Source organism: Mycobacterium sp., assembly GCF_039583805.1.
In the GTDB taxonomy this organism is placed as follows: Bacteria; Actinomycetota; Actinomycetes; order Mycobacteriales; family Mycobacteriaceae; genus Mycobacterium.
Genome location: NZ_JAVKSH010000101.1, coordinates 1 through 13,567, shown reverse-complemented (window position 1 = coordinate 13,567; position 13,567 = coordinate 1). Strand labels below are relative to the sequence as shown.

At 68.8% G+C, this 13,567-nt stretch carries 12 protein-coding genes and 1 riboswitch; of the genes, 7 read left to right on the top strand and 5 right to left on the bottom strand.

All coding sequences use genetic code 11. The annotated features are described in order from the left end of the window. Positions 1 to 112 precede the first annotated feature (112 nt). Both ABDW21_RS13595 and ABDW21_RS13590 read left to right on the top strand, forming a co-directional pair. A complete protein-coding gene (locus ABDW21_RS13595) occupies positions 113 to 919 on the top strand; it encodes a biotin--[acetyl-CoA-carboxylase] ligase (protein WP_343599796.1) in 807 nt (268 codons plus the stop codon). 361 nt (positions 920 to 1,280) lie between these two features. Next, positions 1,281 to 1,823: a PH domain-containing protein gene (locus tag ABDW21_RS13590; protein WP_343599794.1), complete on the top strand. Its 543-nt coding sequence runs from the start codon at positions 1,281 to 1,283 to the stop codon at positions 1,821 to 1,823. Here ABDW21_RS13590 and ABDW21_RS13585 read toward each other — a convergent pair. Then, on the bottom strand, positions 1,754 to 2,440 hold the full coding sequence (locus ABDW21_RS13585) for a GtrA family protein (RefSeq protein WP_343599792.1): 687 nt from the start codon (positions 2,438 to 2,440) through the stop codon (positions 1,754 to 1,756). The two genes, ABDW21_RS13590 and ABDW21_RS13585, sit on opposite strands and share 70 nt — an antisense overlap. A gap of 103 nt (positions 2,441 to 2,543) precedes the next feature. Here ABDW21_RS13585 and ABDW21_RS13580 point away from each other — a divergent pair, with 103 nt between their 5' ends. The 3 genes from ABDW21_RS13580 to ABDW21_RS13570 are packed head-to-tail and all read left to right on the top strand — an operon-like array spanning position 2,544 to position 5,470. Then, a complete protein-coding gene (locus tag ABDW21_RS13580) occupies positions 2,544 to 3,788 on the top strand; it encodes a 5-(carboxyamino)imidazole ribonucleotide synthase (RefSeq protein ID WP_343599790.1) in 1,245 nt (414 codons plus the stop codon). Further along, a complete protein-coding gene (purE, locus tag ABDW21_RS13575; protein WP_343599843.1) occupies positions 3,775 to 4,290 on the top strand; it encodes a 5-(carboxyamino)imidazole ribonucleotide mutase in 516 nt (171 codons plus the stop codon). The genes ABDW21_RS13580 and purE overlap by 14 nt, the downstream gene beginning before the upstream one ends. Positions 4,291 to 4,300: 10 nt before the next feature. Then, positions 4,301 to 5,470, top strand: coding sequence for an acyl-CoA dehydrogenase (locus ABDW21_RS13570; protein ID WP_343599788.1), 1,170 nt, complete (start codon positions 4,301 to 4,303; stop codon positions 5,468 to 5,470). A gap of 63 nt (positions 5,471 to 5,533) precedes the next feature. Here the strand turns inward: ABDW21_RS13570 and ABDW21_RS13565 are convergent, their stop codons facing one another. Further along, positions 5,534 to 6,439, bottom strand: coding sequence for a class I SAM-dependent methyltransferase (locus ABDW21_RS13565; protein ID WP_343599787.1), 906 nt, complete (start codon positions 6,437 to 6,439; stop codon positions 5,534 to 5,536). 329 nt (positions 6,440 to 6,768) lie between these two features. Between ABDW21_RS13565 and ABDW21_RS13560 the strand changes: the two genes are divergently transcribed. Then, on the top strand, positions 6,769 to 7,911 hold the full coding sequence (locus ABDW21_RS13560; protein WP_343599786.1) for a histidine phosphatase family protein: 1,143 nt from the start codon (positions 6,769 to 6,771) through the stop codon (positions 7,909 to 7,911). A 109-nt stretch (positions 7,912 to 8,020) separates the two neighbouring features. Further along, positions 8,021 to 8,635 (top strand): cation transporter, encoded by a 615-nt coding sequence (locus ABDW21_RS13555; RefSeq protein WP_343599841.1) that lies wholly within the window; start codon positions 8,021 to 8,023, stop codon positions 8,633 to 8,635. 32 nt (positions 8,636 to 8,667) lie between these two features. Here ABDW21_RS13555 and ABDW21_RS13550 read toward each other — a convergent pair whose 3' ends face one another. The 3 genes from ABDW21_RS13550 to ctpC form a co-directional block, all read right to left on the bottom strand. Beyond that, positions 8,668 to 10,317 (bottom strand): PPE family protein, encoded by a 1,650-nt coding sequence (locus tag ABDW21_RS13550; RefSeq protein WP_343599784.1) that lies wholly within the window; start codon positions 10,315 to 10,317, stop codon positions 8,668 to 8,670. Then, entirely contained in the window at positions 10,314 to 10,871 is a 558-nt protein-coding gene (locus ABDW21_RS13545; protein WP_343599782.1) for a hypothetical protein, read from the bottom strand. The genes ABDW21_RS13550 and ABDW21_RS13545 overlap by 4 nt, the downstream gene beginning before the upstream one ends. Before the next feature lie 392 nt (positions 10,872 to 11,263). Next, positions 11,264 to 11,446, bottom strand: a riboswitch (cobalamin riboswitch). Beyond that, positions 11,429 to 13,567, bottom strand: a 2,139-nt coding sequence (ctpC, locus tag ABDW21_RS13540) for a manganese-exporting P-type ATPase CtpC (protein WP_343710563.1), incomplete at its 5' end; no start/stop codon positions are given. Its footprint overlaps the riboswitch before it by 18 nt.

The window sequence follows — 13,567 nt, the reverse complement described above, 5'->3', positions numbered from 1 at the left end:
CTGTCAGGTTCGCCGCGTCGAGTGGTTAAGGCAATCCCCTGGAAACCTAGAGGCACGACCAAGCGAAACGGTCGACGGGATGGACGTGACCAGATCGACGTAGTGTGTCTAGGTGAACGCTGAGGTGCCGCGGCCGCCACTGGACCCCGTGGCCTTGTCCGACGGGCTGGTGGGCCCGGGCCTGCCGTGGCGTCGGCTCGACGTGGTCGCCGAAACCGGCTCCACCAACGCCGACCTGCTGGCCCGCGCCGCGGCCGGCGTCGACATCGACGGCGCCGTGCTGCTGGCCGAGTACCAGACTGCCGGTCGCGGCCGGCACGGCCGGCGGTGGTCGGCGCCGCCGCGGTCCCAGCTGGCGCTGTCGGTCGGGGTGTCCGCTGACGGTGTGCCCGCCCGGGCGTGGGGGTGGCTGCCGCTGGCCGCCGGGGTCGCCGTCGCCGACGCGCTGGCGGGCGTTCCGGTGCGCCTGAAGTGGCCCAACGACGTAGTGGCGGGCGAGCAGAAGCTGGCCGGCATCCTGGCCGAGGTCGCGGCTCCGCATCCCGTCGTCGTCGTCGGCCTCGGCCTGAATGTGACGATGACCGCCGACGAGGCACCCGACCCCGACAACACCTCAGCAACCTCCCTGGCCATACTGGGCGCGCCCATCCTTGATCGAAACATGTTGGCGCGCAACGTACTCAGCCATCTAGCAGCCCGCATCGAGGCGTGGCGCGCCGCCGACCCGGCACTGGCTGCCGACTATCGGCGGCACAGCGCGACGCTGGGCACCCGGGTGCGGGCCCTGCTGCCCGGCGACCGGCAGATCGAGGGCCTCGCCGAAGCCGTCGACGAGCTGGGACGGTTGCGCATCGACACCGGCGCCCGGCGCGCGGCGGTGTCGGCCGGCGACATCGTGCACCTGCGCCCCGGCACTTGAGCGGTCTGGCTCGTACGTTCGTTGGGGTGCCGTGCACCGGGGGTCGGGTCACCGAACGTGAAGCCCTTGCGAAAAATCCGGCCAATTGTCGCAACGGCTTCACGTTCGGTGATGCTGGGCGGAACAGAGTCGACCCACACGCCTCGTTAGTCACATTTACCTAGGTGTGCTGCAGACCTGGTGACAAACACATGATCCCGACGAACGTATGAGCGCGACCACCCAGCGCGGGATGGCGTTGGCGGCCCCTGTTGAGGTCGCCGCGAGTCAGGTTGCCGCGAGTCAGGCCGCCGCGAGTCAGGTGCCGCCTGCCACAGCTCAACGCCGGCCCGTCGGTGGCCCCGGCGCTTAGAGTGCTGGCGTGCCCTACCCCGACAACGTGCTGGCCGAGGGCGAACAGATCGTCCTGCACCGCCACCCGCACTGGAAACGGCTGATCGGGGCGGTGCTCGTGCTCATCCTGGCGACCGGCCTGGCGTCCTTCGCCGCCGCCGTCGTCAACAGCCGGGAGTGGGACCCGACCGCCAAGAACGTCGTCTTCGGGGTGATCTGGGGGATCTGGCTGGTGGTCGTCGGCGGGTGGACCCTGTGGCCGTATCTACGCTGGCTGACCACCCATTTCGTCGTCACCGACCGACGGGTGATGTTCCGCCAGGGGGTGTTGAGAGGCAGCGGGATCGACCTCCCGCTGGCGCGGATCGACAGCGTGGAATTCCGGCGCCGGATCGTGGACCGGATCCTGCGCACCGGGACGCTGATCGTCGAGTCGGCGTCACAGGACCCGTGGGAGTTCCACGACATTCCGCGCGTGAGACAGGTGCACGCGCTGCTCTATCACGAGGTTTTCGACACCCGCCCCCGCACGCGGGAGGTACGTCCACGATCCGGGGAGTCGCCGAGCTGACCGAACCGGTTGGCGCGCGGCCGCCAGGCCCGAATCAGCGTGACCGTGCCGCCGCTTTCGATCGTGTCCTCGAACACCTCCGCGATGCCCCCGGCGGTCAACGCCGATTCCAGCGCCCGCTCCGGGGCGCGGCCGAACTCGTCGGGGAACACCCACCGCCGGAACGCCCAGAACCGGAACGCCATCTGCAGCAGGTTGCCGACGATGTAGGCCGAGACGAAGTCGGCGATGTTCTCCACCGTCAGCGACACCGCCGGTACCCGCAGCTCCAGCACGTAAATGGAGAACCACAGCGGAGCCATCGACAGCATCACGCCCACCCCGCTGAACGCGAAGAACAGCAGCGCCTCGTGGTGGCGCTCGCGGCCGCCGCGGTGCCGGAAGCTCCACTCCCGGTTGAGGATGTAGGACGCGATCACCGCGACGATCCCGGCGATCACCTTGGCCGTCACCGGCTTGGGCTCCAGGACCGTCAGCTTGAGGGTGTAGAAGATCACCGAGTCGATGACGAACGTGGTCCCGCCGACGATGGCGAACTTGACCAGTTCGTGATGGCGTTCGACGTGCGGTCGAACCAGCCGCGGCAACCGCGCGACAGCGGCATCGGCAAAGGACACAGTGTCGCAGTGTACGGACTAGTGCCTGAACGTGCGAAGCGTTCGAGGAGTCTTCGAGGGGTCTTAGTCACCGCCGCAAAATCCGCGGGCCGCCCATGACACGATGAAACCCGTGCCATCGGATTCGACTGCCGGCTCGTCACCCGCCTGCGCGCGGCACCCCCGGGTTGCCATGGTCGGCGGGGGTCAGCTCGCCCGGATGACCCATCAGGCCGCGATCGCCCTGGGCCAGAGCCTGCGGGTGCTGGCCGCCGACGCCGGCGACGCCGCCGCCCAGGTCGCCCCGGACGTGGTGATCGGCTCGCACACCGACCTCGACGACCTGCGCCGCGTCGCCACCGGCGCCGACGTGCTGACCTTCGACCACGAGCACGTCCCGACCGAGCTGCTGGAGAAGCTGTCCGCCGAGGGCGTCAACATGGCGCCGCCCCCGCAGGCGCTGGTGCACGCGCAGGACAAGCTGGTCATGCGGCGACGGCTGGCGGAGCTCGGCGCGCCGGTGCCGCGCTACGCCGCGGTCGAATGCCTCGACGACCTGAACAGCCTTGCCGCGTTCACCGAGCGTGTCGGCGGGCCGGTCGTGGTCAAGGCGGCGCGCGGCGGCTACGACGGCCGCGGCGTGCAGACGGCCGACGACCCGGAGCAGGTGCGACAGCTCGCCCGCGACTACCTCGACGCGCAGGTGCCGGTGCTGGTGGAGGAGCGGGTCGCGATGCGCCGCGAGCTGTCCGCGCTGGTGGCGCGCTCACCGTTCGGCCAGGGGGCGGCGTGGCCGGTGGTGCAAACGGTGCAGCGCGACGGCATCTGCGTGCTGGTGATCGCCCCGGCGCCCGAGCTGCCCGGGGACCTGGCCGCGTCCGCGCAGCAGCTGGCGTTGCGGTTGGCGGCCGAGCTTGAAGTCGTCGGGGTGCTGGCCGTCGAGCTGTTCGAGACGGCCGACGGCGCGCTGCTGGTCAACGAGCTGGCGATGCGTCCGCACAACTCCGGGCACTGGACCATGGACGGCGCCCGCACCAGCCAGTTCGAGCAGCATCTGCGCGCCGTGCTGGACTACCCGCTGGGCGACACCGCGGCCACCGCGCCCGTGACGGTGATGGCCAACGTGCTGGGCGCCGCCCAGCCGCCGACGATGACCGTCGACGAGCGGCTGCACCACCTGTTCGCGCGGATGCCCGACGCACGGGTCCATCTCTACGGCAAGGCGGAGCGGCCGGGCCGCAAGATCGGCCATGTCAACCTGCTGGGCGCCGACATCGGCGAGGTGACAAACCTGCGTGAGCGGGCCGGGCTGGCGGCACACTGGTTGTCACACGCCCAGTGGACGGACGGATGGGATCCCCGTGACTGATACGCCCCGGGTCGCGGTGATCATGGGCAGCGACAGCGACTGGTCGGTGATGACCGATGCCGCCGCGGCGTTGCGTGAGTTCGGCGTCGCGTTCGAGGTGCGCGTCGTCTCGGCGCATCGCACTCCCGCGGCGATGCTCGACTATGCCCGGACGGCCGCGCCCCGCGGCCTGCAGGTCATCATCGCCGGCGCGGGCGGCGCCGCCCACCTGCCCGGGATGGTCGCCGCGGCGACACCCTTGCCCGTCGTCGGGGTCCCGGTGCCGCTGGCGCGGCTCGACGGCCTCGACTCGCTGCTGTCGATCGTGCAGATGCCCGCCGGGGTGCCGGTGGCGACGGTGTCGATCGGCGGCGCCCGCAACGCCGGGCTGCTGGCGGTGCGGATTCTGGCGGCGTCGGATCCCGAGCTGCGCAACCGGGTCGTCGCCTTCCAGGACCAGCTGGCCGAGACTGTGCTGACGAAGGACGCGGCGCTGCAGGATAAAGTTGTCCGCGAGTCTTAAGGAGGCCGGGATGGCTGGGTGGGCGGGAAATCCGTCGTTTGACGTGTACAAGTTGCCGGAGGAACACGAGGAGCTGCGGGCGGCGATCCGCGCCCTGTCCGAGAAGGAGATCGCGCCCTACGCCGCCGAGGTCGACGAACAGCCCCGGTTCCCCGAAGAAGCACTCGCGGCGCTCAATTCCTCGGGTTTCAACGCGGTGCACGTGCCCGAGGAGTACGGCGGTCAGGGCGCGGACTCGGTGGCGGCCTGCATCGTGATCGAGGAGGTGGCCCGCGTCGACGCGTCCGCCTCGCTGATCCCGGCGGTCAACAAGCTGGGCACCATGGGTCTGATCCTGCGCGGCTCGGAAGAGCTCAAGAAGCAGGTGTTGCCGACGCTGGCCACCGAGGGCGCGATGGCGTCGTACGCGTTGAGCGAGCGGGAGGCCGGCAGCGACGCGGCGGCGATGCGGACCCGGGCGCGTACCGACGGCGACGACTGGATTCTCAACGGCGCCAAGTGCTGGATCACCAACGGCGGCAAGTCGACCTGGTACACCGTGATGGCGGTGACCGATCCGGACAAGGGTGCCAACGGGATTTCGGCGTTCATGGTGCACAAGGACGACGAGGGTTTCTCCGTCGGTCCCAAGGAGCGCAAGCTGGGCATCAAGGGCTCGCCGACCACCGAGCTGTACTTCGAGAACTGCCGGGTCCCCGGGGACCGGATCATCGGTGAACCGGGCACCGGCTTCAAGACCGCGCTGGCGACGTTGGATCACACCCGCCCGACCATCGGAGCGCAGGCGGTGGGTATCGCGCAGGGCGCGCTGGACGCGGCGATCGCCTACACCAAGGACCGCAAGCAATTCGGCGAGTCGGTCAGCACCTTCCAGGGTGTGCAGTTCATGCTGGCCGACATGGCGATGAAGGTGGAGGCCGCGCGGTTGATGGTCTACTCCGCCGCCGCCCGGGCCGAACGTGGCGAACCCGACCTGGGTTTCATCTCGGCGGCGTCGAAATGCTTCGCCTCCGATGTGGCGATGGAAGTCACCACCGACGCCGTGCAGCTTTTCGGCGGCGCCGGCTACACCGTCGACTTCCCGGTGGAGCGGATGATGCGCGACGCCAAGATCACCCAGATTTACGAGGGCACCAACCAGATCCAGCGGGTGGTGATGTCACGGGCGCTGCTGCGCTGAGCCAGCCTGCGGCGCAACGGTTGTCAGGAACTCGTCGTTGTGATCGCCGACCGCCCTCGGGCGTCAGGTCGAGCCTCGCACCGCGGTGCAGTAGTAGTTTTCCGCTGCGTCGTCTGTGCTCGCCGGGAGGGGTAATCCGTTGTCGGCCAGCAGTTGACGGGACAGGGTACGAACGGTGCGCCAACCTCGCTGTTCGAGATAGCTTGCGACGTCGTGACGCTCGCCGGAATACCACAGGTCGTCGATTCGGGTGTCCAGGCCGTTTTCGTACCACTTCTGGGTTGCGGCGTTCATGACCTGCAGCGAATCCGATGAGTTCAAGAAGATCTCGGCCACCATCCGACTGCCGTCGGCGCTGAGCGCGGTGACGTCGTCCAGCAGGCGATCCTGCGCTTCCGGCGGCAAGAACGCCAGCAGGCCTTCGGCGATCCAGGCGGTGGGCCGGCTCGCGTCGAACCCGTTGTGCTGCAACGCTGTCGGCCAATCGTGGCGCAGGTCGATGGGCACCGGACGAAGCTGCGCGGTCGGCGTGGCACCCAGCGCGGCCAGCGTGGCGGCCTTGAACTCCAGGACCCGCGGCTGGTCGATCTCGAAGACGGTGGTGTCGGCCGGCCAGGTCAGCCGGTAGCCGCGGGCATCCAGGCCGGAGGCCAGGATCACCACCTGGCGAATTCCAGATTCCACCGCGTCGGCGCAGAAGGTGTCGATCAGTCGAGTGCGCACCGCCATGACGTCGGTCATCCGCTGCATGCCCCACCCGGAGTCGGGGATGTCGACGTCGGCGGAGTCCAGTTCACCTATCGCCCAGCGGGTGAAGAAGTCGATTCCGACGGCCCGCACCAACGGTTCGGCGAACCGGTCGTCGATGAGTTTTGTGCCGGTGGCGCGGGCCCGCCCCGCGGCCACCATGGTTGCGGTGGCCCCCACGCTCGTTGCCAGATCCCAGGTGTCGTCATCGGTGCGCGTCATGCCAGCCAGCGTAGCGAGTCGTCGCGAGCGACCGGTCGACGCCGAGTCGGCTCGCGACGCGCCCTTCGTGCGGTGTGGCGCGGCGACGCGATCATCGTGGTGCCGTCGTGGTGGAAGGCATGACGGAAGGCATGGTGGTACCTGGAGCGGCCGTCGCCCGCCCTGTCGATGCGAACCGCGAAAGCCTTGCTCACGCGCATCCGTGAGGTGGAGTCCGCCGCCTCCTGATCCGTTGCGCGTCGGATGATCGGCGCGCCGCGGGTTGAGATCCACAGCTCCACCGTGCTAACGTCCGCATGTTTCGCTGAGGATCTCCTGAGGAGCGCCTGATGAATAGGATTCTCTGCCCCTGGGTATCAGCCGGTGTCGCCCTGGCAGGGGCCGGTGTCATCGCCGTCACCCCGGCGGAATCGCCCCTCGCCGCGGTGCACCTGCCGGACATCCACCACACCGCGGGTGCGGAGCAAGACATCGTCATCGACCTCGTCGAGCACGGCGTGGTCTCCAACCAGGTTTCGCCAGACCAAGTTGGGGGAACGATCGGCGTCTCCGGGCTGCCTCCCGGGACTCCGCTCAACTCCCAAGGCGAGCAGGAGGCGCACGACGTCGGCCAGCTGTTGGACAGCCAGCTCGGCAGCCCGGACAAGGTAGCCGGCATCTTCGCCGGCGTGGACATCAGAATGCCCGAGACCGTCCATCCGTTCGCCGTGTCCGAGGACATGTCCATCCAGATCCTGCCGGGGCTCGACGAAATGGACGGCGGTCTCTACGCTGGAAATCCGCAATTGTCCCCTGCGGGGATTCTCTTCGACCTGACCCTGTTCGCGTGGGCGTTCGGGTTCCGCTCCCTGCCGATGCCGGGCTCCGTCGACGTCAACGGGTCGGCGTTCGAGGAGATCTACACCAACGCGGTCGACACGATGTACCACGACGCCGTGGCTGATCCGGTCGTCAGCGCGAACGGCTCGGTCACCGTGGTCGCCGGGTCCGGTGAGGCAGCGATCAGCAGCTGGGTGTTGGGCAACGTCACAAACCCCGACTTGGCGTTCTTCGTCCCCCGCTTCATCGACTCGCTGGTCACGGGAGATAAGGGTGGCCTGTTCCTGCCCAACGGTGACGTGGTGGAGGTCGAGGGCAATCCCGAGGCCGGCTGGACGTTGGTCAGTTGGGCGGGACAAGCCATCCCGCAGAATCCGGGATTGATCACCGACCTGGTCGTCGACTTTCGCGACCTTATTGTGCCCCCGCAGGCCGCCATCTTCAACGTCGTCGACGCCGCCCTGGGCGGCGACCCGGCGACAATCGAGAGTGCGCTGCAGGCCGGCCTGCTCAGCACCGGCACCGCGATACTTCAGTTCCCGGGATCGGTGTTCACCGACGTCGTCGACGAGTTGCAGACCCTCGTCGGCGACCTCGCGGCCGGCGAGACGCTCGGTGACGCGTTCGGGTCGACCATCGTCGGGTTGACGTAGCGGTGCCCGCCCCGCGGTGACTTACCATCGCCTGGTGACCGATTCCCCTTCGATCGGCCATCCGGCCGGGCTTGTCTCCGCAACCTGCGGCGCGGACGCCAGCCATCACGTGCCGCGCGACCCGGGGTGGCACCGCGCCGCCCGGTGGGCGCGACGGCTGGCGTGGTTCAGCCTGGTGGCGATGCTCACCGAGGGCGTCCTGGGGCTCTGGCAGGGCCTCGCGGCGGGATCGGTCGCGTTGACCGGCTGGGCGTTGGGCAGCGCGCCCGAGGGTCTGGCCAGCGCGATGGTGGTGTGGCGGTTCACCGGCTCGCGCACCCTGTCGCACACGGCGGAACGGCGCGCCCAACTCGGCGTCGCGTTGTCGTTCTGGCTGACGTCCCCCTACATCGCAGCGGAGTCCGTCCGCCACCTCGTCGGCGAGCACCATGCCGAAACCTCGGTGATCGGTATCGGGGTGGCGGCGGTCGCCCTGGTGCTGATGCCGACCCTCGGCCGCGCCAAACACGCACTCGCCGTGCGGCTGGGCTCGGGAGCCACCGCGGGCGAAGGCACCCAGAACTACCTGTGCGGGGCGCAGGCCGCCGCGGTGCTGGTCGGCCTTGCGGTCACGGCAAGTTGGTCCGGGGGGTGGTGGTTCGACCCGGCGATCGGGCTGGGCATTGCCGCCGCGGCGGTCTGGCAGGGCATCCGGGCCTGGCGCGGCGAGGACTGCGGCTGCTGAACCGAGTTCCTATCCTGCCTGACGGGCGCGAATCATTGGCTGTCGGGCCGTGCCGAGTCGACGCCCAGGGCGCCCGGCACCATCGGTATGCGCGGTCCGCTTCCGAACGCGTCGTCGCCAAGTCTGGCCAAGCCCGCCGCAGTGGCGGCGGTCTTGCTGTGTGCCGTTCCGGCAAATCCCAGGGTTCCCGAGCCGCGATCCGGAGCCGCCGACGCAAACCACTGCTCGTTCGGCGGCTTGTTGTCCTGCGGTTCGGTTTCGGGCTCCAGGTCCATGTATTCGTAACCGCGGCCGAGCTGTTCGGCCGTCGGCCGCCGGCGCCGCCGCGCCCCCGCCCTCTGCTGTGTCGCTGCGGCGGCCGCCGCAGCCGCGGCGGCGTCGGGCGCCGGCGCCTTCCTTGCGGCGCCCTCGCCTGCGCCTTTCTGGACGCCCACTCCCAGGCCCCCCACCAGATACGGAAAAGGCCCCGGTCCTGCGGGCGGCGGCGAAGGAGCGCCGGGAGCAGGGGGCACCGGCGTGCCGGGAGCCGGGGTCGGCGTCGCGGTCGCGACGGTGGCCGGCATGGTGGTCGGGACTGGGACCGCCGGCGGGCCCAAGACCGGCAGGGCCGGGGTGGACGGCGCGACCGGCACCACGGCCGGCTGCGCGAGGCCGGCCAAGCCCGCCAACCCCGCCACACCGCCGACCGCAGCCAGCGGGACCGCCAACACCGGAAGCGCCGCAACCGTCGGCAGCAGCGGAGTCGTCGTGGCCGCGAAGTACGCATACTGCAGGAGCTGGGTACTGAAGTCGAAAAAGACCTCGATCGCGTAGACCGCCGACGCGAAAGTCAGCAGCGGCACGTTATTCCCGATCGCCGCCGCCACCCCTTCGTACCCAGACCAGTAGATGCCGGGTAAGGACAGCAGGGATTGGGTTGCCCCCAGCAGATTTAACGGCTGGCCGGTGGTGAAATTGGCGGGCGGGCTGAGGATGTAGGCGATGATGCTCTTGAGATTCGCCAGGCTTGCAAAGTCATAAAACGGTTCGCCCACATAGTATGGAGGGCCGGTGAGTTTAGGGCCGAGAAGCTGATCGATGAGCTGGTCAAGCCATGTGAAGAAATTGAATACCACATTCGAGCCGGGACGTGAGTTAGCCACCGCCGCATCGGATTTCACGATCTGCGGCGCCGGGGAGGTGTGTGGTGCGGAATCGACCGCCGCGGCCGAGACCGCCTGATAGGTATCCATCACGGTGGCGGCCTGAACCCACATCCGGGCGTAGTCGGCCTCGTTGAGCGCGATGGGAATGGTGTTGATGCCGAAGAAATTCGTCGCGAGCAACGCCGCGTGGGTCGCGTGGTTGGCCGCAAGTTCGGGCAACGTCGGCATCGCGGCCAGGGCGCCAGCGTAGGCGGCGGCCGCGGTTTCGTGTCGGGCGGCCGTTGCCGCGCTGTCGGCGCTGGCCTGGGTAAGCCACGCCAGATACGGCTGGTAGGCGGCCACGAACGCCTCGGAGGTGGGGCCGTCCCACGTGCCGGCCCGCACCGCCGCCAACAGTGCATCGAGTTCCGCCGCCGTCTGCGCGTACTCGGCGCTCAGCGCGCTCCAGGCGCCCGCGGCCGCCAGTAGCGAACCCGGGCCCGGCCCGCTACTCAGCAGCGTCGAATGCACCTCCGGGGGTGCGGCCATGAAGATCATCCGTGCCGAAATCCCCTGCCGGCGCGGTCAAACGGGTCGGACTCCAGTCCGAGGTAGTCGGCCCGCAGCCGGTCCCACAGTTCCAGCTGCTCCCACGCGGGCTGGTCGCGGATCTGCTGGTTATTGGTCAAAAAGGGGTTGGGCAGCAGGAGCGTCATCATCTGTTCGTCGCGACCGTTGTAAAGCCGCACACCCCATGACGTGGGACACCCGTCGCCGCCAATCCGGCGATACAGTTCGGCGCGCGCACATCTGCGGATGCGGCCCAACTCCGGGCCGCTCGCCTTGTGCTCGCCGATGCACAGGTGGAAATGCCAGCGGCCGAAGTCGACCGTGGCGTAGCCGTCGGTCATCGAAATCCGCTTGGGCGGGTTCGGCGCGGCGACCTCCCAGGCCGCGCCCTGCACCATGATGCCGAACCAGATGTCGTCCCAGTACTCCCCGAAGCACAGGTGGATCAGGTCGAGCAGGCTTCGCTCGTCGGCGGGCAGCGGCCAGCGCTGTTCTTTTCCGCTGCCTTCGGCTTCGACGACGGCCGGATTGGCGTCAGTCATGCTGTCACCTTTCTGCGTTGGCTGAGCCTTGACGGAAGTACGCAGTCATCGAACAGCCCGCCTCCGGGGTGCGTCACTAGCGGCCGCAGCTGGTCCAGCGCGAGCCGAATTTGCCGAAACGATTGCGGCCCATGATATTTCGTCAGAGCACGAGACGTGAGCCGGCTGAGATCCGGGCCGAGGTGCCGCGTGGGCACAAAGGGGCAGTAGCTGCACGTTCGTTGAGCAGCGCAATACGGGGGTCAGGCGTAACGAACACGATCGCCGGCTGGTGCAGGCATCGGCGGGTAGGGAACAGGCGCCGACAGTGAGCGCCAGACCGCTGGCTGCCACGACGGCTACCCATGCCGGACTCGACACGGACGTCAGCTCTCTCGGGGTACACCGCCCCGGGTCGCAGGACGCGATGACGCGAGTGTCCTGGCTCTCGGATCGCTGCTCGCCTCGCCTTCCAGCCGGAGTGGCCGTGGCTGATGAGGGTCGCTCCCCGATGACAGTGGCGGGACCGCGCCGGATTCGCACCGGCTTCCTGCATCGTTATCGCCTTACGGGCGACATTATTGCACGCTTTGATCCAGCCGGTAGCGGATCAGCCGGGAGCTGTTGGCGACGACGGCCACCGACGACGCGTTGTGCAGGATCGCGGCGAGCACCGGTGACAAGGCGCCGCCGGCGCCGATCAGCAGTCCGGCGGCGTTGACCGCGATCGACATGCCGTAGTTCTGCCGGATCACGTCGACCGCGCGGGCGCCCAGATCCCGCACGTCGAGCAGGCGTTGCAGGTCGTCGTTGGCCAGCGCGACGTCGGCGGTTTCGACAGCGACGTCGGTTCCGGCCAGCCCCATCGCGATTCCGATGTCGGCCGCCGCCAACGCCGGGGCGTCATTGATGCCGTCGCCGACCATGCCGACGACGTGTCCCTCGTCCTGCAGCGCGCGCACCACCTCGAGTTTGTCTTCCGGCAGCACCTCGGCGCGCCACTCGTCGATACCCAGCTCCGTGGCGACCACCTCGGCGACCTGGGGGTGGTCGCCGGTGAGCATGACAATCCGACGGATCCCGTTGTCGCGCAACTTCTTCACGACATCGCGTGCTTCGGGTCGTATCTCGTCTCGCAGGCTGATCAGCCCGACGAGCGTGCCGTCCACCGCAAGCAGCAACGGGTTCTCGGCCTGGCGCTGCAACGTGTCGACCCAGTCCGCCGCCTTCTTCGACACCTTGACGTTTTCGGCGCGCAGCAGGGACGGGCTGCCCAGCAGCAGCGTCCTTCCGTCGGCCCAGGTTCGCATGCCCAGGCCGACCAGCACCTCGCATTCCTCATGCGGCGGAATGATGATGCGCCGTTCTTCGGTCGAGCGGATCACGGCCTCGGCCAGCGGGTGGCGGGAGTGCAACTCTGAGCTGGCCGCATAGGCGAGAACTTGCTCGGGTTGCCAATTCTTGTGTATGGCAATGACATTGGTCACCACGGGACGTCCGACCGTAAGCGTACCGGTCTTGTCGAAGACGATCGCGTCTGCCCGGCCGGCCTGTTCCAGGTGAGATCCGCCCTTGATCAGGATGCCGCGGCGCGCGCCGTTCCCGATCGCCGCGCTGATCGCGGTCGGCGTCGACAGTCCGACGGCGCACGGGCAGGCGATCAGCAGCATAGTCATCGCGCGCCGGACATCGCCGGTGACCACCAGGGTGATCGCCGACACGATGAAGGAGATCGGAACGAAGCGGCCGGAGAAGTTCTCCCCGACGGTTTGGATGGGCGCCCGGTCATGTTGCGCCTCTTCGACCCTCGTGATGATGCGGCCGATGGCGGTTTGGTTTCCGACCGCGCGCGCGCGAACCACCAGCCGACCCCGCAGCACCACCGAACCTGCATGCACCGTCGCCCCGGTGACAATGCTGACCGGCAGCGTTTCACCGGTGATCGCGGACTGGTCGACAATGGCCTCCCCGTCCACCACGTCACCGTCCACCGGAATCGCCACATGGTCGTGCACCACGACCTCGTCGCCGATCTGCACGGTGTCGATCGGCACCTGCACCTCAGTGCCGGCTTGGGGGCCGTCACCAAGACGGACCCAGGCCGCGTCGGTGGTGCCGCGCAGCAGATCGGAGATCGCCCGTCGGGTGCGGCGCAAGGTCAGATCCTGCAGGTACTCACCGATATTGAGCAGCCACAGCACGGTCAGCGCGACCACGTTCTCGCGCAGCACCAAACTGGCCACCGTCGCGGCGGTCACCAGCGCATCGGTGCCGGCGCGACCGGACCGAAGGGAACGCAGCGCACCGCGCAGGAACGGATAGCCCAGAAACACCGTCGAGCCGGTCGCGATCAGCTGGCCGCTCGGACCGAGCAGCGGCGGCCGCTGGAAGGCATAGCGGCGCAAGCCCAGTAGCGCCAGCGCCGCGCCGCCGATCACCATGCGCAGCACCTCGGTGTTGCGGATGTCCGACGACCGCGGCGTGCGCGCCGGGATCAGTTCGGCGGCGACCTGCCCGGCCGAGGCGATCGCGGCCAGTACGGCCGAGCGATCGCAGCGCTTCGGCGAATACCACACGACGACCGAACCGGTGTGGGGGTAGGCGTGTACCGCCCGTACCCCGTTCTGTTTATCCACCGCTTCTTCCACCGCGACGGCGCGCCGTGAATTCGAGTGGACCCAGGGGACGTGGATGCGTATCCGTCCGGCGGCGTCGGA